This window comes from Caenimonas terrae, from assembly GCF_042655405.1.
GTDB lineage: Bacteria > Pseudomonadota > Gammaproteobacteria > Burkholderiales > Burkholderiaceae_C > Ramlibacter > Ramlibacter terrae_A.
In genome coordinates, this window is sequence record NZ_JBHSMF010000002.1 from 258096 (window position 1) to 281456 (window position 23361).

At 67.5% G+C, this 23361-nt stretch carries 24 protein-coding genes; 20 read left to right on the forward strand and 4 right to left on the reverse strand.

Annotated features, from left to right (window positions below; translation table 11 throughout):
- Positions 1 to 4: 4 nt before the first annotated feature.
- Entirely contained in the window at positions 5 to 808 is an 804-nt protein-coding gene (locus ACFPOE_RS01285; protein ID WP_376848184.1) for an MlaE family ABC transporter permease, read from the reverse strand.
- A 78-nt stretch (positions 809 to 886) separates the two neighbouring features.
- Here ACFPOE_RS01285 and gorA point away from each other — a divergent pair, with 78 nt between their 5' ends.
- The gene (gorA, locus tag ACFPOE_RS01290) at positions 887 to 2269 is read left to right on the forward strand and encodes a glutathione-disulfide reductase (RefSeq protein WP_376848185.1); all 1383 of its coding nucleotides are present in this window, start codon (positions 887 to 889) and stop codon (positions 2267 to 2269) included.
- A gap of 18 nt (positions 2270 to 2287) precedes the next feature.
- On the opposite strand, the gene ACFPOE_RS01295 is transcribed toward gorA, so the two are convergent.
- The gene (locus tag ACFPOE_RS01295) at positions 2288 to 2533 is read right to left on the reverse strand and encodes a hypothetical protein (RefSeq protein ID WP_376848186.1); all 246 of its coding nucleotides are present in this window, start codon (positions 2531 to 2533) and stop codon (positions 2288 to 2290) included.
- Between the two features lie 177 nt (positions 2534 to 2710).
- On the opposite strand from ACFPOE_RS01295, the gene ACFPOE_RS01300 reads away from it, so the two are divergent.
- The gene (locus ACFPOE_RS01300; protein ID WP_376848187.1) at positions 2711 to 4228 is read left to right on the forward strand and encodes an AMP nucleosidase; all 1518 of its coding nucleotides are present in this window, start codon (positions 2711 to 2713) and stop codon (positions 4226 to 4228) included.
- A 3-nt stretch (positions 4229 to 4231) separates the two neighbouring features.
- Here ACFPOE_RS01300 and asd read toward each other — a convergent pair whose 3' ends face one another.
- The gene (asd, locus tag ACFPOE_RS01305) at positions 4232 to 5077 is read right to left on the reverse strand and encodes an archaetidylserine decarboxylase (RefSeq protein ID WP_376848188.1); all 846 of its coding nucleotides are present in this window, start codon (positions 5075 to 5077) and stop codon (positions 4232 to 4234) included.
- A gap of 78 nt (positions 5078 to 5155) precedes the next feature.
- Here asd and ACFPOE_RS01310 point away from each other — a divergent pair, with 78 nt between their 5' ends.
- From ACFPOE_RS01310 to ACFPOE_RS01380, 15 genes are all read left to right on the forward strand, one after another.
- The gene (locus ACFPOE_RS01310) at positions 5156 to 6076 is read left to right on the forward strand and encodes an ATP-binding cassette domain-containing protein (RefSeq protein ID WP_376848189.1); all 921 of its coding nucleotides are present in this window, start codon (positions 5156 to 5158) and stop codon (positions 6074 to 6076) included.
- Positions 6077 to 6078: 2 nt separating this feature from the next.
- Positions 6079 to 6888, forward strand: a complete 810-nt coding sequence (locus ACFPOE_RS01315) for an ABC transporter permease (RefSeq protein ID WP_376848190.1) — start codon at positions 6079 to 6081, stop codon at positions 6886 to 6888.
- Between the two features lie 467 nt (positions 6889 to 7355).
- The gene (locus ACFPOE_RS01320; protein ID WP_376848191.1) at positions 7356 to 8138 is read left to right on the forward strand and encodes a hypothetical protein; all 783 of its coding nucleotides are present in this window, start codon (positions 7356 to 7358) and stop codon (positions 8136 to 8138) included.
- Positions 8139 to 8215: 77 nt separating this feature from the next.
- On the forward strand, positions 8216 to 8665 hold the full coding sequence (locus tag ACFPOE_RS01325) for a MarR family winged helix-turn-helix transcriptional regulator (protein WP_376848192.1): 450 nt from the start codon (positions 8216 to 8218) through the stop codon (positions 8663 to 8665).
- Between the two features lie 29 nt (positions 8666 to 8694).
- The gene (locus ACFPOE_RS01330) at positions 8695 to 9114 is read left to right on the forward strand and encodes an organic hydroperoxide resistance protein (RefSeq protein WP_376848193.1); all 420 of its coding nucleotides are present in this window, start codon (positions 8695 to 8697) and stop codon (positions 9112 to 9114) included.
- Positions 9115 to 9185: 71 nt separating this feature from the next.
- Positions 9186 to 10280, forward strand: a complete 1095-nt coding sequence (locus ACFPOE_RS01335) for a DUF2855 family protein (RefSeq protein ID WP_376848194.1) — start codon at positions 9186 to 9188, stop codon at positions 10278 to 10280.
- Between the two features lie 27 nt (positions 10281 to 10307).
- Positions 10308 to 11297: a serine/threonine protein kinase gene (locus tag ACFPOE_RS01340; RefSeq protein ID WP_376848195.1), complete on the forward strand. Its 990-nt coding sequence runs from the start codon at positions 10308 to 10310 to the stop codon at positions 11295 to 11297.
- Between the two features lie 69 nt (positions 11298 to 11366).
- Complete coding sequence (locus ACFPOE_RS01345; protein ID WP_376848196.1) at positions 11367 to 12335, forward strand: tripartite tricarboxylate transporter substrate binding protein; 969 nt, start codon at positions 11367 to 11369, stop codon at positions 12333 to 12335.
- A 2-nt stretch (positions 12336 to 12337) separates the two neighbouring features.
- Entirely contained in the window at positions 12338 to 13321 is a 984-nt protein-coding gene (locus ACFPOE_RS01350; RefSeq protein ID WP_376848197.1) for a tripartite tricarboxylate transporter substrate binding protein, read from the forward strand.
- Positions 13321 to 14022 (forward strand): molybdate ABC transporter substrate-binding protein, encoded by a 702-nt coding sequence (locus ACFPOE_RS01355; RefSeq protein WP_376848198.1) that lies wholly within the window; start codon positions 13321 to 13323, stop codon positions 14020 to 14022. The genes ACFPOE_RS01350 and ACFPOE_RS01355 overlap by 1 nt, the downstream gene beginning before the upstream one ends.
- Before the next feature lie 297 nt (positions 14023 to 14319).
- Positions 14320 to 14976, forward strand: a complete 657-nt coding sequence (locus ACFPOE_RS01360; RefSeq protein WP_376848199.1) for a hypothetical protein — start codon at positions 14320 to 14322, stop codon at positions 14974 to 14976.
- Between the two features lie 155 nt (positions 14977 to 15131).
- Positions 15132 to 15749, forward strand: a complete 618-nt coding sequence (locus ACFPOE_RS01365; protein ID WP_376848200.1) for a hypothetical protein — start codon at positions 15132 to 15134, stop codon at positions 15747 to 15749.
- Positions 15746 to 16240 (forward strand): hypothetical protein, encoded by a 495-nt coding sequence (locus ACFPOE_RS01370; RefSeq protein ID WP_376848201.1) that lies wholly within the window; start codon positions 15746 to 15748, stop codon positions 16238 to 16240. The genes ACFPOE_RS01365 and ACFPOE_RS01370 overlap by 4 nt, the downstream gene beginning before the upstream one ends.
- The gene (locus ACFPOE_RS01375) at positions 16237 to 17031 is read left to right on the forward strand and encodes a fimbrial biogenesis chaperone (protein ID WP_376848202.1); all 795 of its coding nucleotides are present in this window, start codon (positions 16237 to 16239) and stop codon (positions 17029 to 17031) included. Before ACFPOE_RS01370 ends, ACFPOE_RS01375 begins: the two co-directional genes overlap by 4 nt.
- On the forward strand, positions 17028 to 19127 hold the full coding sequence (locus ACFPOE_RS01380) for a hypothetical protein (RefSeq protein WP_376848203.1): 2100 nt from the start codon (positions 17028 to 17030) through the stop codon (positions 19125 to 19127). The genes ACFPOE_RS01375 and ACFPOE_RS01380 overlap by 4 nt, the downstream gene beginning before the upstream one ends.
- Here the strand turns inward: ACFPOE_RS01380 and htpG are convergent, their stop codons facing one another.
- Positions 19128 to 21038, reverse strand: coding sequence for a molecular chaperone HtpG (htpG, locus tag ACFPOE_RS01385; protein WP_376848204.1), 1911 nt, complete (start codon positions 21036 to 21038; stop codon positions 19128 to 19130).
- Between the two features lie 341 nt (positions 21039 to 21379).
- On the opposite strand from htpG, the gene ACFPOE_RS01390 reads away from it, so the two are divergent.
- The 3 genes from ACFPOE_RS01390 (at position 21380) to ACFPOE_RS01400 (ending at position 23261) form a co-directional block, all read left to right on the forward strand.
- On the forward strand, positions 21380 to 21862 hold the full coding sequence (locus ACFPOE_RS01390) for a Csu type fimbrial protein (protein ID WP_376848205.1): 483 nt from the start codon (positions 21380 to 21382) through the stop codon (positions 21860 to 21862).
- A 142-nt stretch (positions 21863 to 22004) separates the two neighbouring features.
- Complete coding sequence (locus ACFPOE_RS01395; protein WP_376848206.1) at positions 22005 to 22460, forward strand: spore coat protein U domain-containing protein; 456 nt, start codon at positions 22005 to 22007, stop codon at positions 22458 to 22460.
- Between the two features lie 27 nt (positions 22461 to 22487).
- The gene (locus ACFPOE_RS01400) at positions 22488 to 23261 is read left to right on the forward strand and encodes a fimbrial biogenesis chaperone (RefSeq protein WP_376848207.1); all 774 of its coding nucleotides are present in this window, start codon (positions 22488 to 22490) and stop codon (positions 23259 to 23261) included.
- The last annotated feature ends 100 nt before the right edge of the window (positions 23262 to 23361 follow it).

A 23361-nucleotide genomic window follows, 5' to 3' on the forward strand; every position in this document is an offset into this window, starting at 1 on the left:
TGCATCAATAGTAGTTGCCCACCAGGGAGACCGACTCGATCAGCAGCAGCACCGCGAACATGCGCACCAGCCCCTGCAGCGCGGCGCTCTCGCGCGAGCCGTCGCCCTCCAGGTCGAACAGCGCGGACGCCATCGGGATCACCGACACCGCCAGGCTGAAGAACAGCGTCTTGAGCACGAAGATCAGCGCCACCGCCGGATTGAACACGTGGCCGAACATCCGGGTGTAGCCGGCGATGCCGGCGGTGGTGGTGCCATACACCGCCAGGTAGGCCAGCACCAGCGCCACCACGCAGCTGAGCGCCGCCAGCGTGATGGCGGAAAAGATGCCGGCCAGCACGCGCGGCAGCACCTCGCGCGCCACCGGGTCCAGGCCCTGCCGGCGCAAGGCCTCGAAGCGGCCGAGCCGCCGCATCTCGCCCAGCGCCGCGCCGTTGGGAATGGTGCAGCGCAGCGCGACGAACAAGGCGGCGGTCAGCGGAATCAGCTCCAGCACCAGCACCCGGATCACCATCTCCAGCGCGTACTGCGACAGGCCGTAGCTGTAGGCCGTCACCACCACGATGCGGGTGATCACCAGCGTGAGCAGCGCGCACAGCGTGGTGAACCAGCCCAGGATCGGCACCGTGTCCAGATAGACGTGGCGGGCCAGCGCCGGCCCGATGCCGGCCCGGTAGGACGACGGCGATATCGCCAGCACCAGCACCACGGCGCCGAACTCGACGATCTTCCACCAGCCCGCCAGCCAGCGCACCGGCAGCGCGCCGATGCTGGCGAGGGCCTGGGTCCAGGTGCCGGGGGAAGACATCGCGCGATGATAGCCGTGCACGCAGCGGCGGGCTCGCTCCTAGAATGGAACGCAACGCCCCTGCGGGCAGGAGCAACGATGGAAATCACGGAATGCGATTTGTTCGTCATCGGCGGCGGCAGCGGAGGCGTGCGCGCTGCCCGCATGGCGGCGCAGCGCGGCGCGCGCGTGGTGCTGGCGGAAGCGGCCGCGCTCGGCGGCACCTGCGTCAACGTCGGCTGCATCCCCAAGAAGCTATACAGCTACGCCGCCCATTTCGCGCAGGAGATCGAGGACGCCGCCGGTTTCGGCTGGAGCATCGCCGAACCGGCCTTCGACTGGGACCGGCTCAAGGCCAACCGGGCCAGGGAAATCCTGCGCCTGAACGGCGTCTATGAAAAGCTGCTGGTGGGCGCCGGCGTGGAGCTGGTGCGGGGCTGGGCCGAGCCGGTCGCCGCCACCCAGGTGAAGGTGGCGACCGAAAGCCGCGACCGGCTGTTCAAGGCGCGCCACATCCTGGTCGCCACCGGGGGCACGCCCACCGTGCCCTTCTTCCCCGGCTGCGAGCTGGTGGTCAGCTCCGACAGCATGTTCGACCTCGACCCGTTCCCGGCGCGCCTGCTGGTGGTCGGCGGCGGCTACATCGCCTGCGAATTCGCGTCCATCTTCAATGGCCTGGGCGCCAAGGTGACGCAGCTTTACCGCGGCGCACGGGTGCTGCGCGGCTTCGACGACGACATCCGGGTGTTCATCGAGCAGGAGATGCGCAAGCACGGGGTCGAGCTGCACACCTCGGCCGACGTCCGGTCGATCGAGAAGACGGCGCACGGCCTGCGCGCCCACCTCACCGACGGCCGCACGGTGCTGGCGGATACCGTCCTGTATGCCACCGGCCGGGTGCCGAACGTGAACGGGCTGGGGCTGGAGGCGGTCGGCGTGAAGCAGGGCAAGGACGGGGCGATCGTGGTCGACGAGTTGTACCGGACGTCGGTCCCGTCGATCCACGCGATCGGCGACGTAACCTCGCGGGTGCAGCTGACGCCGGTGGCGCTGGGCGAGGCGATGGCGCTGGTCGACCACCTGTTCGGCGACGGCAAGCGCAAGATGGGCTACGACTTCATCCCGACGGCGGTGTTCACGCACCCCAACATCGCGACGGTGGGAATGACCGAGGCGCAGGCGCGCGAGAAGTTCGGCAAGGTGACGGTGTTCCGCAGCGAATTCAGCCCGCTCAAGAACACGTTGAGCGGCAGCAAGGAGCGCACGCTGATGAAGCTGGTGGTGGACAGCGCCAGCGACCGGGTGGTCGGGCTGCACATGGTGGGTCCGGATGCCGGCGAGGTGGTCCAGGGCTTTGCCGTGGCACTGAAGGCCGGGGCCACCAAGGCCGTGTTCGACGCCACCATCGGGATCCACCCGACGGCTGCGGAGGAATTCGTGACGATGCGCGAGCCGGTCGCGCATCCGGCCGTGGCCGGCTAGCGCCGGCCCGGCCGCAGGTCAGTTCAGGGGTTCGGCGTAGGCGCGCACGATCGGCGCCGGCTTCGGGTCTTCCGGCGGCAGGTAGATCGTCGTGCGGTCGATCTTGGCATCGTAGGCGGCGAGTTCGGCGCTGGCGCTGCGGATCACCGCGCGGTCCAGCGGATGGCACTGGCGCTGGCTCAACTTGCTCAGCGACTCCGATTTGGCAATCGTCTGACGCACCCGTTCCGGATCCATCATCAATTCAAACGGATTGGCTGCCATCGTTTCTGCTCTCATTCGCTTTCTCCTGTAGCCGTGGACTTTGTTTCGATGGGTCAACTTTAAAAACCCGGCTAGCTCGGCAGGAGTCAGGTGAGTTCGTTACACCGTGTAGGACTTTGTCTCACGCGCAACCCGGCGTTTTTGCCGCCTGTCGGGGCGCGTTGCACAATAGGACGCATGCCCTACATGCCCCCTTTCATCGCACCGAGCCGGCATTCCGACCCCGCCAGCGCGCTGGCGCAAGTGCGCGAGATCTACGCCCAGCAGATCGGCCACCTGCGCGACGCAATGCAGCGTTTCGTCAACGGGGAAAGCCTGCCCGGGCATGTCCGGGCGTGCTATCCGTTCGTTCGCATCCACACCGACACGGTGGTGCGGCAGAACGAGCTGGAGAGCGCCGGCCTGAGCTACGGCTTCGTGGCCGGCGCCGGCCGTTTCGAGACCACGCTGACCCGGCCGGACCTGTATGCCAACTACTACCTGGAGCAGTTCCGGCTGCTGCGGGAAAACCACGGCGTGGAGCTGGAAGTGGGCACCAGCACCCAGCCGATCCCGGTGCACTTCTCGTTCGCCGAGAACGATTACATCGAAGGCTCGCTCAGTCCCGCGCGCCGCACGCTGATGCGCGACGTGTTCGACCTGCCGGACCTGGGCGCGATGGACGACGGCATCGCCAACGGCACCTGGGAGCATCACCCGGGCGAGCCGCAGCCGCTGGCGCTGTTCACCGCGGCGCGGGTGGACTACTCGCTCCACCGGCTGCGCCATTACACCGGCACGGCGCCCGAGTGGTTCCAGAACTTCGTGCTGTTCACCAATTACCAGTTCTACATCGACGAATTCATCCGGCTCGGCCACGAGGAAATGGCCAACCCGTCCAGCGACTACATCGCCTTCGTCGAGCCGGGCAACGTGGTGACGCGCCGGGTTGGCATGGAAGGCCACCCGCTGGACCCGCTGGGCGCCCTGCCCGAAGCCGCGCCCGGCACGGCGCCGCCGCGGCTGCCGCAGATGCCGGCCTATCACCTGATTCGCCAGGGCCATGGCGGCATCACCATGGTCAACATCGGCGTCGGGCCGGCCAACGCCAAGACCATCACCGACCACATCGCGGTGCTGCGGCCGCACGCCTGGATGATGCTGGGCCACTGCGCCGGCCTGCGCAACAGCCAGCAACTGGGCGACTACGTGCTGGCCCACGCCTACGTGCGCGAGGACCACGTGCTGGACGAGGAACTGCCGCTGTGGGTGCCGATCCCGGCGCTGGCCGAGATCCAGGTGGCGCTGGAGCAGGCGGTGGCGGACGTGACCGGCTTCAACGGCGCCGACCTCAAGCGCATCATGCGCACCGGCACCGTCGCCTCCACCGACAACCGCAACTGGGAACTGCTGCCGGGCAACATGCCGCAGCGCCGCTTCAGCCAGAGCCGGGCGGTGGCGCTGGACATGGAGAGCGCCACCATCGCCGCCAACGGGTTCCGCTTCCGCGTTCCCTACGGCACGCTGCTGTGCGTCAGCGACAAGCCGCTGCACGGCGAGATCAAGCTGCCCGGCATGGCCAACCAGTTCTACCGCGAGCGGGTCGACCAGCACCTGCGCATCGGCATGCGCGCCATCGAGATCCTGCGGCGCGAGGGCAGCCAGCGCCTGCACAGCCGCAAGCTGCGCAGCTTCGACGAAGTGGCGTTCCAGTAGCGCCTACGCGGTCGTTCCCATCGGCTCGCCCAGCTTCACCGGCCGGGTCGGCGCCCAGTCGGAGGTGAAGGTGACGACGTTCTTCGGGAACAGCATCACCACCGTGGAGCCGAGCAGGAAGCGCCCCATCTCGGCGCCCTTGGCCAGCACGATGTTCTGGTCGTCGTAGCGCCACTCGCGGACCTCGCGGGTGCGCGGCGGATTCACCACGCCGTGCCAGACGGTGGCGACGCTGCCGACGATGGTGGCGCCGACCAGCACGTTGACGAACGGGCCGAACGCCGTCTCGAACACGCAGACCACGCGTTCGTTGCGCGCGAACAGGCTGGGCACATGGCGCGCCGTCACCGGGTTGACCGAGAACAGGTCGCCGGGAATGTAGATCATCCGCGTCAGCCGTCCCTCGCAGGGCATGTGGATGCGGTGGTAATCCTTGGGCGCCAGGTACAGCGTGGCGAAGTGGCCATGGTCGAACCGGTGCGCCAGCGCCTGGTCGCCGCCCACCAGGGCCCGCGTCGAGTAGCTGTGGCCCTTGGCCTGGAAGATCTGGTCGTGCTCGATCGGGCCGAACTGGCTGATCGCGGCGTCCACCGGACACACCAGCGGCACGTCGGCGATCGGGCGCGCGCCGTCGCGCAACGCACGGGTGAAGAAATCGTTGAAGGTCGCGTAGCTGTCGATCGCCGGGTTGGCGGCTTCGGCCATGTCGACGCTGTAATGGTCGACGAACCTGCGGATGATGGCTTGCGTCACGGGGCCACCGTGCCAGCCGGCGACAACGCCGGCGAACATGGTGAGCAGCCTCTTTGGCAACAGGTATTGGGTTGTCACCGCGAGGCGATCAGGCACATCGTTCACCAGAAGTTGCAGAACCGAAAATTCTAGGCTACCGGGGCCGCCTGCGCGGGGCTGCGACACAATCTGGCGATGACGCTCCTGTTCCAGGCCAGCCACCTGAGCAAGCGCTACGGCGATGCGGCCGTGGTGCAGGACCTCTCTTTCGGGATCGCAGCGGGCGAATGCCTGGGCGTGATCGGGCCCAACGGCGCCGGCAAGACCACCACCATCCGCATGTGCCTGGGCCTGACGGCGCCCGACCGCGGCGAGATCGCGGCGCTGGGCCTGTCGATGCCGCGCGACGCGCTGGCGATCAAGGCGCAGGTCGGCGTGGTGACCCAGTTCGACACGCTGGACCCGGACTTCAGCTGCGCCGAGAACCTGCTGGTGTACGGCCGCTACTTCGGCATGAGGGACGCGCAGGTCCGGGAGCGCATTCCGCGGCTGCTGGAATTCGCGGCGCTCTCGCACAAGGCCGACGCCAAGCCGGGCGAGCTCTCGGGCGGCATGCGGCGGCGCCTGAGCCTGGCCCGTGCGCTGGTGAACGACCCGAAGCTGCTGCTGCTGGACGAGCCGACCACGGGCCTCGATCCGCAGGCGCGCCACCTGATGTGGGAGCGGCTGCAACTGCTGCTGCAGCAGGGCAAGTCGATCCTGCTGACGACCCATTTCATGGACGAAGCCGAGCGCCTGTGCTCCCGCCTGCTGGTGCTGGACCACGGCCGCAAGATCGCCGAGGGCAGGCCGCGCGACCTGATCGCCGAGCACCTGGAGCCGGACGTGGTGGAGGCCTACGGCGAGGGCGCGATGGCGCTGCCCCAGTCGACGCTGAAGGCGCTGGCGGCGCGGGTCGAGGTCAGCGGGGAGACCGTGTTCTTCTACACGCAGCAGGCGAAACCGCTGCTCGACGCGCTCGCCACCCATCCCAAACTGCGCACGCTGCACCGGCCGGCCAACCTGGAGGACCTGTTCCTCAAGCTGACCGGCAGGCAGATCCGGGAAGAAGGCTGACCATGAACCAGAGCATCTGGCGCGTTCCCGACCTGTCGCTGCGCTGGTGGCCGGTGTTCCTGCGCAACCTGCTGGTGTGGCGCAAGCTGGCCATCCCCAGCCTGGTGGGCAACATCGCCGAGCCGCTGATGTGGCTGGTCGCCTTCGGCTACGGCATGGGCGCGCTGGTGGGCCGGGTGACGGTGCAAGGCGCGGGCGGCGCCGCGCAGGTGCCCTACATCCTGTTCCTGGCCAGCGGCTCGATCTGCATGAGCGCGATGAACGCCGCCTCGTTCGAGGCGCTGTACTCCGCCTTTTCCCGCATGCACGTCCAGAAGACATGGGACGGCATCATGAACGCGCCGATCAGCCTTGACAGCGTGGTGCTGGCGGAGATGCTGTGGGCCGCCTTCAAGGCGGCCTTCACGGTCACGGCGATCCTGGCGGTGATGCTGGCCCTGGACATCAGCCACAGCCCCAAGCTGCTGGTGGCGTGGCCGGTGCTGGCCGCCGCGGGCATCACGTTCTCCTGCATAGCGCTGATCTTCAATGCGCTGGCCAAGGGTTACGATTTCTTCACCTACTACTTCACCCTGTTCATGACGCCGATGATGTTCCTGTCGGGCGTGTTTTTTCCGCGCGACCAGTTGCCGCCTGCGCTGCGCTGGCTGTCGGACTGGCTGCCGCTGACCAATGCGGTGGAGCTGGTGCGGCCGCTGTTCATGGACCGCTGGCCCGAGCACGCCGTCCGCCACGGCGTGGTGCTGGCCCTGTACGCGGTCATCGCGTTCTGGGTGGCGCTAGCGCTCACCCGCCGGCGCTTCAGGAGCTGAATGGCTGCGCCGCCCCACCTCCTCGCACTGATGGCGCGCGGGGTGTCGGTGATCGTCGGCTCGCGCGACCTGGCCAACCGGCCCAGCGCGATGCGGGCGATCGGCAGCGTGGTGGAGGACGAAGGGCGCTCCTTAAACGCGCCCGCTGCACCGGATTCGTTTAGGCATCGATGCCACAGTGCGTTAGGCAAACGGCTGAGCCCCTTGTAACATTCGCACACGACAGCCTTTTGAGGTTCGACGTCTTGACTCTAGAGACCGTTGCCACGCCGACGCCGGATTCAGATCCCGACGCCTCGGCGATGATGCTACGGTCGAGCTCGGAGCTGCAGACGGTTCCGCCGGAACGCGATCCGGCTGCGTCTGGAACCTCCGCGGCCACGAATTCACCTGCCCTCGTCCGCGCCGACGTTTCCGCCTCGCTGGGTCGCCTGGCGCGGTTCGACACCGCGGCCTTGCCGGCCGCGATGGCGCTGCCCCGCCAACTGGTCGCCGCGCCCCCGCCGGAAATCACCTGGTCGCTGGCCAGCCTGGCGCTGGCGGCCAGCGCGGGCTGGATCTACGAACGGCGCCGCCGGCTGCAGCTGGACGTGGAGCGCGCTCCCGAGGCCTGGCCGACACCCGCGGCGATGCGCCGCGAACCGGCGACTGCGGCCGCGGCCGTGCCCGGCGTCGACGAGACCTTCCCCGAAGACGGCGAGATCACCGACGCGGCGCGCCCGGTCTATGTCTCCGTGATCGGCGACACGCCGTCGCGGCGCGAAGCGACGCTGGTCGACCTGCACGACCTGAACGCCCGGCTGAAGAACCTGCGGCGCAACATGCCGGCGGCGACCGAGCTGCTCGAGCAGCACCTGTACGACTTCCGCTACACCAGTCCATGGGTCTTCCTGGAGCTGCGCGAGCTGCACCAGCAACTGGACCAGCGCGAGGAGTGGGAGCTGGTGCGCGACGCCTTCCGCCAGCGCTTCGGCCAGAACGCTCCGCAGTGGAATGCCCCGTCCACGGCCGGCGCGGAGATCGCCGAGGACCGGCAGCTGTGCGGCGATCTGCTGCGCAGATGGCCGCAGCGCGAGGCCCGCCTGTTCTTCCTGCGCTGGATGCTGGGCGACGCGCAGTCGCGCCAGAAGAGCAGCGGCCCGCCGCAGCTCGCGCTGGGGATCTACCGCGACATGCTGCTGCTCGACGCCATCCTCGACGACGTGCTGACGTCCAAGCCGGCGCCTCCCGTGCTCGTGACCCAGGCCTGAGGACCGCCAGCCGGCCACGTCGCCGCCGCGGCACCAATTGAATTGCACACAATTGAATTGCACGCTACAATTGCGGCATGGCATCGCATCCGCCCCCCGCAGACCGGCTCCTCCGGCTGGATAACCAGCTCTGCTTCGCCCTGTACTCGGCGTCGCTGGCGATGACCAAGCTGTACAAGCCCTTGCTGTCCGAGCTCGGGCTCACCTATCCCCAATACCTGGCGATGCTGGTGCTGTGGGAGCGCGACGGGCTGACGGTGTCGGAACTGGGCGAGCGGCTGTTCCTCGACTCCGGCACGCTGACGCCGCTGCTCAAGCGGCTGGAGGCCGCCGGCCTGATCGCCCGCATCCGTGCGCTCGACGACGAGCGCCGGGTGCACGTGACGCTCACTGCCGCCGGCCGCAAGCTCAAGGCCCGCGCAGCAAAGGTGCCCGGCTGCATCGTCGAGGCCGTGCAGTGCCCGCTGCCCGACATCGTTTCGCTCACCCGGCAGGTGCAAGCCCTGCGCGAGCGCCTCACCTCCTGAATTCATCAACCCCCACCTGGAAAGCAACCATGACCGCCAAGCTCGAAAAAGTCCTGTACACCGCCAAGGCCCACACCACCGGGGGCCGCGACGGCGCCTCGCGCACCGACGACGGCCGTCTCGACATCAAGCTGTCGTCGCCCGGCACCAGCGGCAACGGCACCAACCCCGAGCAACTGTTTGCCGCCGGCTATGCCGCCTGCTTCATCGGCGCGCTCAAGGCCGTCGCCGGCACGCAGAAGATCACCCTGCCGGCGGACCTGGCGATCGACTCCAGCGTCGACCTGGGCAAGGTCGGCCAGGCCTACGGCATCGCCGCGACACTGAACGTCAGCCTGCCGGGCATGGAGCGCGAAGCCGCCCGCAAGCTGGTCGACGCCGCCCACCAGGTCTGCCCCTACTCCAACGCCACGCGCGGCAACATCGACGTGACGCTCAACGTGGTCTGACGGCCCCGCGGCTGTCGCCCAGGCGGCCCGCCCGTGTTGAACGGGCGGGCCGTTTGGTTTACGGTGCCGCGATGAGCACCACCACCCTTCTCGTGCGCCGCGACCGGCTCGACCAGACCCGGATCGTCGAGACCCCCGACCTGCCGCTGGCCGATGGCCAGGTGCGCGTGCGCATCGACCGCTTCGCGCTGACGTCCAACAACATCACCTACGCCGCCTTCGGCGAGGCGATGAACTACTGGAAGTTCTTTCCCACGGCGCAGGAGGGATGGGGCGTGGTGCCGGTGTGGGGCTTTGCCGACGTCGTGCAGTCGCTGCATCCCGGCCTCGCGGCAGGCGAGCGCCTGTACGGCTACTGGCCGATGGCCGACCACGCCGTGCTCGAGCCGTCACGCCTGTCGGTCGCCGGCTTCAGCGACGCGGCGGCGCACCGGCGCGAGCTGCACGGCGTCTACAACCAGTACCTGCGTTGCAGTGCCGACCCGTTCTACAGCGCCGACAGCGAGGATGTGCAGGCGCTGCTGCGGCCGCTGTTCACCACCTCCTGGCTGATCGACGACTTCCTGGCCGACAACGCCTTCTTCGGCGCCGACACCATGCTGCTGTCCAGCGCGTCGAGCAAGACGGGGTACGGGACGGCGAACCAGCTGGCACAGCGATCCGGCCTGCAGGTGGTCGGCCTGACATCGGCGCGCCACAAGGCGTTCTGCCAGCGGCTGGGGTGCTACAGCAAGGTGCTCGCCTATGAAGAACTCGACCAGCTGCCGTCCGACCTGCATGCGGTCTATGTCGATTTCGCCGGCAACGCCGGCTTGCGGCGCGACATCCACCGCCGCTTTCCCAAACTCGGATACAGCTGCTCGGTGGGCGGGACGCATGTGGACCAGCTTGGCGGCGGCAAGGACCTCGCCGGACCGCGGCCGGTGCTGTTCTTCGCCCCGGCCCAGGTGAAGAAGCGCCAGGGAGACTGGGGCGCAGCGGAACTGGGGCGACGGCTGGCGCAGGACTGGCAGCGCTTGCTGGCGCGCGTGGGCAACCCTGACGCGCCGTGGCTGGCCGCCGTGCACCACGACGGCGCCGCCGCGGTCCAGGCCGCTTATGCGCAGGTCCTGGCCGGCCAGGGCGACCCCGCGCTCGGCCACATCCTGTCGCTGTCCAGAAGCTGATTGCCTCCCCCGGGCGACAATCGCCCCATGTCTTCCCATCCCTATGAGCACCTGACGCCCGACGTCGTGCTCGACGCCCTGTCCTCGGTCGGCCTGCACGGCGACGGGCGGCTGCTGGCGCTGAGCTCGTACGAAAACCGCGTCTACCAGGTGCAGCTCGAAGACCCGTACGAAGGCAACGACAGCGTGGTGGCCAAGTTCTACCGGCCCGGCCGCTGGAGCGACGAGCAGATCCTGGAGGAGCACAGCTTCTCGGCCGAACTGATGGCGGCGGAGATCCCCGCAGTCGGACCGCTGCTGCTGGCCGGCCGCACGCTCAACGAGCACGCCGGCTTCCGCTTCAGCGTCAGCCCGCGCCGCGGCGGCCGCCGGCCCGAGCTCGATGACGTGGAGGTGCTGGAATGGATCGGCCGCTTCCTGGCGCGGATCCACAGCGTCGGCGCCGCCCGGCCCTTCGTCTCGCGGCCGCAGCTGGACGTGCAGTCGTTCGCCCTCGAGCCGCGCGACTGGCTGCTGTCCCACAACGCGATCCCGCTCGACGTGCAGGGCAGCTGGCTCAAGCAATGCGACGCCGCGATCGCCATGATCGAGGCGGCGGTGCTGGAGCATCCGGTGCGGCGGATCCGCCTGCACGGCGACTGCCATCCCGGCAACATCCTGTGGACGCCCGACCGGGGCCCGCACTTCGTCGACCTGGACGACGCCTGCACCGGCCCCGCCGTGCAGGACCTGTGGATGCTGCTCTCAGGCGAGCGGCGCGAGCGCACCCAGCAGCTCGGCGCGCTGGTGGACGGCTACGAGCAGTTCCGCGAATTCGACCGGCGCGAGCTGGCGCTGATCGAGCCGCTGCGGACGCTGCGCCTGATCCACTACAGCGCCTGGCTGGCCCGGCGCTGGGACGACCCGGCGTTTCCGCCGACCTTTCCCTGGTTCGGCACCAGCGATTACTGGCAGGGTCAAGTTCAGATGCTGGAGGAACAGATCGACGCGATGGCGCAGCCGCCGCTCTCGGCCTGAGCGCCCCGGGAAAACGCTCTACGCGTTATGGGGTTGATCTAGCATGCTAACGAAAAAGGAGGATTCCCGATGCTTCGCCGTTCCGCGCTCGCCGCAGCTTTCCTGTTGACCGCCGCTGGCCTGGCCGCCGCCCAGGCCGCCTGGCCCACCAAGCCGATCACCATGGTCGTTCCGTTCCCCCCGGGCGGCCTGGCCGACATCGTCGCCAGGCCGGTGGCCGAAGCGATGTCGCGCGAGCTGGGCCAGCCGGTGGTCGTGGAGAACCGCTCCGGCGCCGGCGGCGGCATCGGCATGGCCTTCGTGGCGCGGGCGCCCGCCGATGGCTACACGGTGCTGATGTCGCTTTCCTCGCTGACGGTGCTGCCGGAAGCCGACGTGGTGCTGGGGCGCCAGCAGATGTACGCGCTCAATTCGCTGCGGCCGATCGCCCGCTTCACCGCCGACCCGACGGTGCTGGCCGTGCGGGCGGACGCCCCGTGGAAGACGGTGAAGGACTTCGTCGAGGACGCGAAGAAGCGGCCCGGCGCCATCAACTTCGGCTCGTCGGGCAACTACGGGACGATGCACGTGCCGATGGAGATCCTGTCCCAGAACGCCGGCATCAAGATGACCCACGTGCCTTTCACCGGCGCGGGTCCCGCCGTCGTCGCGCTGCTGAGCGGCCAGATCGACGCCGTGTCGTCCGGCCCGGCAACGGTGCTGCAGCACGTGAAGGCAGGCAAGCTGCGGGTGCTGGCGCACTGGGGCACCAGCCGGCTGGATGCGCTGCCGGACGTTCCGTCGCTCAAGTCCGCCGGCTACGACGCCGAATACGCGCAGTGGTCGGGCCTGTTCATTCCGGCGGCGACGCCGGAACCGATCGCGCAGCGCCTGCGCGCGGCGGCCCGGACCGCGGCCATGGATCCCAAGGTGAAGGACGTGATCCTCAACGCCGGCAGCCCGATCCTTTACCAGGACACGCCGGAATTCGCCAAGTACGTGCAGGCCGACGCCCGCCGCATGGCCGAAGTTGTCAAGAAGATCGGCAGGGTGGAGTGATCATGGCAACACGTCGCAATCTCAATCGTTCCCTGCTGCTGGCGCTCGGCCTGGCGGGGGCTTTGCTGGCGGCGCCGGCCTTCGGGCAGGCCTACCCGACCCGGGCCGTGCGGATCATCGTGCCCTTCGCCGCCGGCGGCCCGGCCGACATCTATGCGCGCTTCATCGCGCAGCGCCTGCAGGAGGCGATGGGCCAGCCGTTCGTGGTGGAGGACAAGCCGGGGGCCGGCTCGGTGATCGGGACCGACGTGGTCGCCAAGGCGGCGCCGGACGGCTACACGCTGCTGCTGATGTCCAATACCCACACCGTCAACGAAACGCTGGTTCCCGGCAAGCCGTTCGCGCTGATGCGGGATTTCGTCGGCATCGCGCCGATCAACTATTCGGACCTGGTGCTGGTGGCCAATCCGGCGCTGAAGGCGTCGAGCATCAAGGACCTGCTCAAGCTGGCCAAGGCCCAGCCCGGCAAGCTGAACTACGCATCCTCCGGCGTCGGCACGCCGTACCACATGGCCGGCGAACTGTTCAAGAGCATGGCCGGCGTCTACCTGGTCCACATTCCCTACCGGGGCAGTTCGGGGGCACGCACCGACGTGATCGGCGGCCAGGTGGACATGATGTTCGACGCCGTCACCACCATGGTGGACCAGATCAAGTCGGGCAAGGTGAAGGCGATCGCCACCACCGGTCGCCAGCGCTCCGACGTGCTGCCTGACGTTCCGACGGTGAACGAGTCGGGTGTTCCCAACTACGAAGCCACCATCTGGCTCGGCCTGATGGCGCCCAAGGGAACGCCCAAGGCCATCGTCGAGCGCCTGAACGAGGCCGTGTCGCGCATCGCCAGCCAGCCCGACGTCAAGCAGGCGTGGGGCAGGCAGGGCGCGACGCCGATGGTGATGAACGCCGCCGCATTCGACAAATACCTGCAGGATGACATCGCCAAGTGGGCCAAGGTCATCAAGTCGGCAAACATCAAGGCGGAGTGATGAAGGCGTTGCATGTGATCAGCGGCGGCGCGGCGCAAGGCCTGGTCGCCCAGTTGAGCGACAGCTTCAGCGCGGCCCATGGCCTGAAGCCCGACGGCACCTTCGGCGCGGTCGGCCTGATGAAGGACAAGCTGCTTGCTGGCGCGCCTTGCGACGTCATCATCCTCACGGCGGCCCTGATCGCCGAGCTGGAACAACAGGGCCACGTGCAACCCGGATCGGCCCGGCCGCTGGGCGTCGTGCGCACCGGCGTCGCGGTCAAGGCCGGTGAGCCCATGCCGGACGTGGCCACGCCCGACGCCCTGAAAGCGCTGTTGCGCAGTGCCAAGGGCATCTATTTCCCCGACCCGGTGAAGGCGACGGCCGGCATCCACTTCATGAAGGTGCTCAAGGCCCTTGGCGTGGACCAGGAGCTTGCCGAACGCCTGAGGCCGTTCCCGAACGGGGCGACAGCGATGCGGGAGATGGCGGCCGCCCCCGGAACCGGACTGGTGGGCTGCACGCAGGTGACGGAGATCCTCTACACGCCCGGCGTCACGCTGGTCGGGGTTCTGCCCCCTGAATTCGAGCTGGCCACGGTCTACACGGCCGCGGTCTGCAGCCGCGCGGCCAATCCCGCCGCTGCCCAAGCACTGGTGGAGCTGCTGTCGGCCCCAGCCAATGCCCGCCAGCGGCTGGCGGGCGGCTTCGAAGAGCGCTAACCCGTCCCGGCGGGACCCGTTTGCCCCCGTCGGCCCTGAGCGGCCGACCGGCCTGCCGCGCAATGCGACGGGTTTTGTATCTGCGGAAACACACTTCCGGCCCGGCGTCCTAAGCCATTCCCTCCGACACCACGCTTTCTACGTGATGTTCTTCACGGTTGTTGCGGTTTTGCGTCAAAAACCGAGATGTTTCTTGCCACATACGTAAGAAACAACTTGAAACAGTACGCACAAGTGGTTACATTCAATTCCATAGACCGAGCCACCCAACCCCTCTTTCCACCGAAAGGACCCATCATGAAAAAGCTTTTACTCATCGCCGTCTCAATGGCCGCGCTGCTCGCTCCCGTTCTGTCCCGCGCCGAATCCAACGTTAACACCGCGGCCGTCACCGGCAGCGCAGTGACGGCCCGCCTCAACTTCAGCGTCGTCATTCCTTCGGTGCTGTATCTCGCAGTGGGCACGAACACCACGATGGCCGCCAACACCACCGTCGACAATCTGCTCTTCACCGTCCCCGCTGCCAGCATCGGCGCCGGCACGACGTCGGTTGTTACCACCGGCGGCGACATCGGCTCCGGCGCCGTGACCGTTCGCGTCTTCAGCAACGTCGGCGGAGCCACCGGCAACGTTTCGCTGAATTCGAGCACGTCGGGCCAGATGCTCAATGCTGCCGGCGACGCGATCCCGTGGACGGACATCGCCGTCGCAGCCGCACCTCTGGCGACCGCGACCACCGGTTACACCAACACCGGCATCACGCACCCCGCGTTCAACAACGGCGCCGCCGGCGGCGCTGGCACCCTGGTCACCCTGACTGCCGCCAGCAAGGTCGTTCGCCAGGAAGGCAAGTGGACCTTCAGCTACGCCAACACCGGTGCCTACCCGGCCGGCACCTACGGCGGCACCGTTGCCAAGAACGGCGTCGTCACCTACACGGCCACCGCCCTTTGATCCGAACCGAAATACTCCCGGCGTAGTCAGTGGGGTTGGAACAACAAGCGCCATCCGGCGCTTGTTTCAGTTTCCGAACCCCTCCGCAGCGTGGACAATACGAGCTCATCATGTGTCTTGTGCCGCCTCAGCCGTCCCCCCGCTCGGGCAGCCGCGTGATCCAGCGCATCGCCTGCCTCGCAGCCCCCCTCCTGCTGCTCGTCCCGGTCTCCAGCCACGCCTATCTGGTTTCCATCACTTCGGGCACCAAGTCGATCTTCCTGCAGGTGGGCACCGGCACCATGACCGGCGGCACCTTCCAGAGCGGCGGCACCCCAGGCAACAACGCGACTGTCAACACCGTGTCGGTGAACGTACCGGCTGCCAGCGTGGGCACCGGCCCTCGTGGTATGACCCCCGACGTGATCGTGGTCAACAGTCCCTGGGACAACTACGCGTTCTGTCCTTACCCGGCTCCGGTCTACGTCGGCGGCTTTTATCGCGCTTCCAGCGGCACCGGGAGCGCGACCCTGGCGGTCACGTCGCCCGCCAACCTGGTCAGCGGAGCCAACACGCTGTCATTCAATACCATTTCCTGGGTGTCGGCCGGAGCGAGTGATGCAACACCCACGATTCCGAGCGGCACGTTCGCGGCGGGAACCACGCAAACGCTGCTGACCATCGCACGAAACTACTGGTTCGAGAGCTGCCTGACCTTCACCTACGCGAACGCAGCGGTCCTTCCGGCGGGAACCTACACCCAGCAAGTGGTGTACTCCCTGACAGCGCCATGACCGGCTCGCCGCGGATCGGAGCGCGCCGCCGGGTCCTGGCGGCCCTCGCGACGGCTGCACTGCTGCTGCCCGCAGCCCCCGCCGCCCGCGCTGCCAGCACGGTCCGGGTGGACGACTCCGGCACCATCGTCAACCAGCCGGTGGTCCCGATGCGCTGGAGAAAACCGGCTCCCAGCCGGGCGCAGGACAACAACGTGGACGGCGCGGTCCGGGTGGCGCTGCGCCTGAACATGGCGCCGTTCCTGAACCAGCAGGTTCGCCTGTTCATGGGCCTGGCCCCGGTCACGGGCGACCCGGTGTCGGCCAGCTGGCGCACCCAGGGTCGCCTGCTGCCCGGCACGGTCCGCTCGGGCGGTCGCACCCTCATCTTCAACGGGGTTGCCAGCAGCGCGCGGATCGAGGAGACCATCGACATGACGCTGAGCACCGACGGGCGCAACATGGCCGATATCCAGACCCTGCAGTTCTTTTTCGAAGTTGATTTGCCATGACATCACGGTCACGCTTGCTGGCATTGGCTCTGGCCTTTCCGGCGTTCACCGCCAGCGCCGAATTCGCGGTGGCGATCTCGCCGCCGCGCTTCGAACTCGAAGCCAAGGCCGGCGATGTGCTGCGCCAGACGATGGAGATCACCAACGGCTCGGCGCAGGCCGCGGCGCTGTCGCTCAAGACTGCCGACTGGACCTACGAGCCGGACGGCGGCGTCAATTTCAAGGAAGAACTGACGCCCGGCAGCTGCCGCCCCTGGGTGACCATCGAACGCCGCCAACTGACCGTGACCGCCGGCAAGCCTTATCGGTACCGTTTCGAGGTGGCGCCGCCGCCCGGGACGCCGCCCATGGAATGCCGCTTCGCCATCCTGGTCGAAGGGCAGCAGGAGAGCACCAACGCGGGCGGCCTGGTCGTGCCTTTCAACGCCCGGCTGGCGGTGATCGTCTACGTCGGCATCGGCGGGGTCCAGCCGGAATTGAGCATCGTGGGCACGGCGGTGCAAGCGGTGGACGGCCGCCAGGCGCCCGTGCTTCGCGTGCGCAACACAGGACTGGCGCATGGCCGCCTGGATGGTTTCCTCACCGGCACGGACGCCAACAACACCCCGCTGGACTTCGTGGCCCGCGGCTACCCGATCCTGCCGGGGGAAACCCGCGTGATCCCGTTGAACGCGACGCGCCAGGGCGACGTCGACGCGCCGGTCACCTTGACCTTTCCGGTCACGGTCAAGGGCAAGCTGGAATGGGGCAAGAAACAGTCGCAGGATTTTGAGCAGCGCTTCGTCCAGTGAAGCCCGGCGCCGCCACCGCTCAACCCAGTCGACAGCCACGCAGTCGTTCAACAGGTCCGCTGCCGGCGCTGGCGCTGGCGCTGGCGGCCGCACTTTCCTTCGCCGCACTGGCGCCCGCCGCCGTTAACGCCCAGGAGGCTGGCACAACCCCGCCCGCCTACGTCGATCGCGTGCTGGAAACCGGTCCGCAGGCAAACCAGGCTCCAGAAGGCGAACCGGAGACGATCAACTCTGAAGGCTGGGCGCGCAGCCTGCGGCTCGATTACTCGCTGTCGTCGCAGAAGGGGCCCTCCTCGTCGCTGTCGCGCGCCATCCAGTTTTCCGGCTACCTGGACACGCCCAATTACGGCGCCCTGTCGGTCTCAGGCAGCCTGAATTCGCAGCAGATCGACGCCTCGGGGCCCGATCGCGGCAGCAGTTCGTCTTCCGGCCGGGGAAGCTGGCGAGTCGACCAGCGCGCCATGCCCCTGGATGCCGGCTGGTATGGCGACCACAGTGCCGGCGACATCAGCACCGCGTCGCCCCCGCTGGCGCGCTCCCTGGGCCGGGTGTTCCTGCCCTTCATCCCGATCTCCGGCCTGGCCGGCCACTGGTATCGGGGCGAGGACATCGATCTGAACGCCGCCAGCGGCAATCCCGGCCTGTTTACCGGGATCGACGTCAACGGCTTCAGCCCGGCGGCTGGCCGGGTGAGTTCCGCCGGGGGCCAGATGCAGCTGGCAGGGCAACGCAACGGCCTGTCCCGCACCGAGGCTGCCGTGGAGGTCGTCGATGCGCACAACGTCTCGGAGGCGGGATCGGCGTCCGGATTGAGCGCCCGCTCGCTGTGGACAGCACTGGCCTGGGAAGGCGCGGCGCCGTGGGCAACCACGTTCACGCCGGGCCGCACCGACCCGATCCCGCTGCGCAGCGGGGGCCTGCGCGTCCAGGGCAACTGGATGGAAAGCAGCAGCAACGGCGGCGACCGCGCCGCCGGTGGCTGGCTCGATGCGGCCTGGCGCACCGACTGGCTACAGAACTCGGGCGGGATCTATTACCTGCAACCCAACCTGCGCTGGGGCAGTTCGACAATGGCCAGCGACCTGAAGGGCGCGTACTGGCGCGCCGACACCTCCGCCCGCCGCTGGAACCTTGGCTGGACCCTGGAGGCGAGCGCCAGCGTGAGCGGCCTGTCCGGCCGCAGCGTGTTTGGAAATGTCTACGGCCGCTACAGCCTGGACAAGCGCAACATGTTCGGCGCCACGCTGTCGCTGCGCAATGGCAACGGCTCGGGCCAGTCGGTTCAACTGAGCTGGGACCACACTTCGGACTGGGGCCAGACGCAGTGGCGCGGCAACGTCCAGCATGCCGGTGCGATCCGCACCTTGTTCGCGGGCGTCGACCAGGCGTGGGCCGTGCCCTTGCCGTTCGCCCTCTCCACCTCGCTCGGGCTGGAACAAAGCCGCAGCGACAGCGGGGTGACCGCCAGCGTGCGGTCCTGGGGGCTGCTGGCCGCCTACGCACCCTCCAGCCAACTGTCGGTCGATGCCAGCGTGCGCGGCGCGCATGGCGCGACCAGTGACGCGCTCAATGCCAACATCGGCATTTCGTGGCGCTACAACCTGAACTGGTCGCTGATCGGCCGTTACACCGAGGCCCGCGGGCAGGATCCGCAATCCGCGCAGATCGTCTCGGCGTTGACGGCTGCAACGCTGGAGCCGGTCATCCCGACGCCGGCCAGCCGCAGCCTGCAGCTCATTCTTCGCTACGAAGATCGGGCTGGCACCGTCAGCGCGCCGCTGGGCGGTGCGCCGGGCGTGGGGGCCGGCAGTGTCAACGGCACCGTTTTCTTCGACGCCGACAGCAATGGCCGGCGTGACGCGTCCGAGGCGGGAACGCCGAACATCACGGTCGTCCTGGACCGCCGCTTCGTCGCGCGAACCGACGCGCAGGGCCGGTACGAATTCCCATGGGTGGCGGCGGGCGCCCACGTGCTGCAGATCCAGACCGACAACGTGCCGCTGCCGTGGGGGCCGGTGCAGCGCGACCCGGTGGCGGTATCGGTGGTCGTGCGCAGCACCACCACCACCGACTTCCCCCTGCAGCGCGAGCGCTGATCAGGCCAGCAGCGCGTTGACCCGCCGCACGTAGCCGGCCGGGTCCTCGGGCATGCCGCCCTCGGCGAGCAGGGCCTGGTCGAACAGGATGTTGGCCAGGTCGTCGAAGTGCTCCGACGTCTCGAGCTTGCGCACCAGCGGATGGCCGGCGTTCACTTCCAGCACCGGCTTGACCTCGGGCACCTTCTGGCCGGCCTGCTTGAGCATCCGCGCCAGCTGCATGCTCATGCCGGCGTCCTGCACCACCAGGCAGGCCGGCGAATCGACCAGGCGCGTGGTGACGCGAACGTCCTCGGCCTTGTCCTTCAGCGCGGCCTTCAGGCGCTCCAGCACCGGCTTGAACGCCTCCGCCGCTTCCTCGGCGGCCTTCTTCTCCGTGTCGTCCTGCAGCTTGCCGAGATCCACCGCCCCGCGCGCGACCGATTGCATCGGCGTGCCGTCGAAATCCTGCAGGTGGTTCAGCGCCCACTCGTCGACGCGGTCCGTCATCAGCAGCACCTCGATGCCCTTCTTGCGGAACAGCTCCAGCTGCGGACTGTTCCTAGCCGCCGGCAGGCTGTCGGCGGTGATGTAGTAGATCGCCTCCTGCCCTTCCTTCATCCTCGCCTTGTAGTCCGCCAGCGAAACGCTGGTCGCGTCCGAGGTGGTCGAGGCAAAGCGCAGCAGCTTCGCCAGCCGCTCGCGATTGCCGAAGTCCTCGCCCAGGCCCTCTTTCAGAACGGCGCCGAACTCCGAATAGAACTGCGCGTACTTGGCCTTGTCCTCGGCGGTCGCGGCGTCCTCCTTCTCCAGCTTGGCCAGGTCTTCCAGCATCGAGAGCACGCGCTTGGTGGAGCCTTCGCGGATGGCCCGCACGTCGCGGCTTTCCTGCAGCAGTTCGCGGCTGACGTTCAGCGGCAGGTCGGCCGAATCGATCACGCCGCGGACGAATCGCAAATACACCGGCAGCAGCGCTTCCGCGTCGTCCATGATGAACACGCGCTTGACGTACAGCTTGACGCCGGCCGCCTTGTCGCGGTTCCACAGGTCGAACGGCGCATGCGACGGGATGTACAGCAGCTGCGTGTACTCGGTCGCGCCCTCCACCCGGTTGTGCGACCAGGTCAGCGGCGGTTCGGTGTCATGGCTGATCTGCTTGTAGAACTCCTGGTACTGCTCGGGCGTGATGTCCTTCTTCGGGCGGCTCCAGAGCGCGCTCGCCTGGTTGACCGTCTCCCACTCGTCGGTGAGGACCATCTCGCCGCCCTTGCTGTCCTCGCCCTCCTTCCACTCTTCCTTGCGCATCAGGATCGGCAGCGAGATGTGGTCGGAATACTTGGCGATGACGCTCTTGAGCTTCCAGGTGTTCAGCCACTCCTGGGCATCGTCGCGCAGGTGCAGCGTGACCGACGTGCCGCGCTCGGGCCGGGTGATGGGCTCGACCTCGAAATCGCCGGCGCCGCCGCTGGTCCAGCGCACGCCCTGGTCGACCGGCAGGCCGGCGCGGCGCGACTCCACCGTGATCTTGTCGGCAACGATGAACCCGGAGTAGAAGCCCACGCCGAACTGCCCGATCAACTGCGCATCGGCCTTCTGGTCGCCCGACAGCCGGCCCATGAATTCGCGGGTGCCGCTCTTGGCGATCGTGCCCAGGTGGTCGATTGCCTCCTGTTCGGACATGCCGATGCCGTTGTCCGTGATGGTCAGGGTGCGGGCGGCCTTGTCGAAGCTGACCCGCACCTCGAGGTTGGGGGCGTCCTCGTACAGCGCGTTGTCGTTCAGTCCTTCGAAGCGCAGCTTGTCGCAGGCGTCCGAGGCATTGGAGATCAGCTCGCGCAGAAAGATCTCCTTGTTCGAATAGAGCGAGTGGGTCACGAGGTGCAGCAGCTGGGCGACCTCGGCCTGGAAGGAAAGGGTTTGTTTTTGGGTCATGGGACGGTATGGAAGAACGCACGGAACGTCAGGGCGACTGGCCGCTTTTCAAGAATCTGTCTTGAGTGAGGCCTATCGACCGGCCCGCGAGTGTACGGGCGCGACGCAGCCGGAAGTGGAGCGGCAGCCACCCGACTGTCACAGCCAACGCGTACGTAACTGACCGTGACAAATGCCCGGGAAGCGAGCTTTATTACAGGTAAATCATTGCCTTTTCGTAGGGAATATCATTGCAACTCGTTACAGGCTGAATATACTTAGGGCCGCCTAGGGAATTCACTTAACCCCTTGAGCCCGACGCCGGTCCACGTCGACGCTCACCTTCTCCAAAGGTTTCGAACATGCAGCCCATCCGTTTCGCACTTTCCCGAGCCCTGGTGTTCGCGGCCCTTGCCGGCATGTATGCCGTGGCCTTTGCCGACACGCAAAACCTCAGCGTAACTGCCACGATCACCAGCCAGTGCCGCTTCAGCAGCGTGGCAACGACGATGTCGTTCGGCGCGGCGGTCGATCCGTCAGCGGCTGGTCCCATTTCTGGCGCCCTGACTGTCCCTGTGACCTACAAGTGCACCAAAGGTGTTACGCCAGGAACACTGAGCGCCGACAGCGGCCTGTGGAATTCCGGCGGCAACCGCATGAAGGACGCGACGTCGGGTGATTTCATCCCTTACACCCTGACGGTCGGCGCCGCCGTTGCAGGCACCGGTTTCGGGTCAGGTCAGGACAAGACCTTTCCGATTACCGGCCAGATCGTCGCCGCCTCCTACCAAAACGTCAGCGCAGGCACGTACAACGACACCGTTGTCCTGACTGTGGCGCCTTGAACTCCTGAGTGGTGGCCGGCGAGCCGGCCTTTGAATCGAAAGCCGCATCTGCACCTTTCCTCGTGCGCGCGGCCTTTTTTTCGCCCAAGTGAATCCACGCCCCCCTTCTGATGGCCCAGCGCGATTGCTGCGATCGGCAGCCGTGGGCGTCGCGCTTTGCTCCCTGCTTGCCCCTGGATCGGCGCTCGCTGCACCCAACTGCTTCTTCCGCGCGGTCGGGACCCTCTCCTTGAGCTTCGGTGTTCTTGACCCCAGCGTCGGAACGACGGTGATCGCGAGCCTCACGGTTGGCACGATCAACTCCGACAACGTCGGAAACTGCACGCCTCTGACCCAAAACATGACCTTGTCCGCGGGCAATGGATTGAATTTTTCCGGCGGCACCCGACGGCTCAGAAGCGGTGCGAACTTCATTCCCTACACCGTGAGCAGCAACGCAAGTGCCTGGACGGGTACCGGGCCGTGGACCCGCCGCAAGCCGGGGAACAACCGCTGGGCCGTGATCCCGACCCTGACGGCCACGATCCTCGGCTCCAACTATCAGAACGCGGCGGCCGGCGCGTATTCCGACACGGTGGTCCTCACCGTGTCGCCGTGACGTCGCGAGGCGCGCGCCGACACCGCCATGACGCCGACCATGAACACTGTTGCTGCGTTCCTCGCCAGACACGTGCTGGTGTGCATGATGCTTGCGGCATCTACCGCAGGCCGGGCCGGCGACTTTCTGGTCGACCCGATCCGGCTCGAGATGAGTCCCACCTCACGCAGCGGAGTGATTACCGTACGCAACGAGGGCAAGGAGAAGCTTTCCTTCCAGATGCAGGCCATGGAGTGGACGCAGGACGCCGAAGGCCGGGATACGTACACGCAAACGCAGGATCTCGTTTTTTTCCCGAGGCTGATGTCCGTCGAAGCCGGCGATGAAGGCGTGATCCGCGTCGGCGCCAGGTATCCATCACCCGCGCGGGAAAAGACCTACCGCCTTTTCATCGAGGAACTGCCTGGAGCCGCGAAGCCGGCAGATCGCAAGGGCGCCCAGATGAATGTCCTGATCCGCTTCGGCGCGCCCATCTTCGTCAAGCCCCTCAGGACCGAGGACCGGCTCGAAATCGAAGCGGTCAGCCTGGCGCGCGGCGAGCTTTCGCTGTCGGCACACAACCTGGGCAACCAGCATCAGGTGGTGGAAGGCATTCGGTTGACCGGCTTCGATGGCCAGGGCAAGGAGATCTATGCGATCACCCTGGCAGACCGCTACCTGCTCGCCGGTTCCACGAAGCGTTACAGCACGAGCGTGCCGCACGAACAGTGCGTGAAGCTGGCGCGCCTGGAGATCGAATTCAAGACGGACAAGCTCACTCGAAACGGCAAGCTGGAGGTCGGCAGGGCCATGTGTTCGTGAGAGCGCCGCGATGGAGCGACATTGCGCTCTCCGCCCTACTCTGCGTGCTGCTGGCCCCCCAGGCGGCGGTTGCCCAGGCGGCCGCCCAGACGGCAGGGGC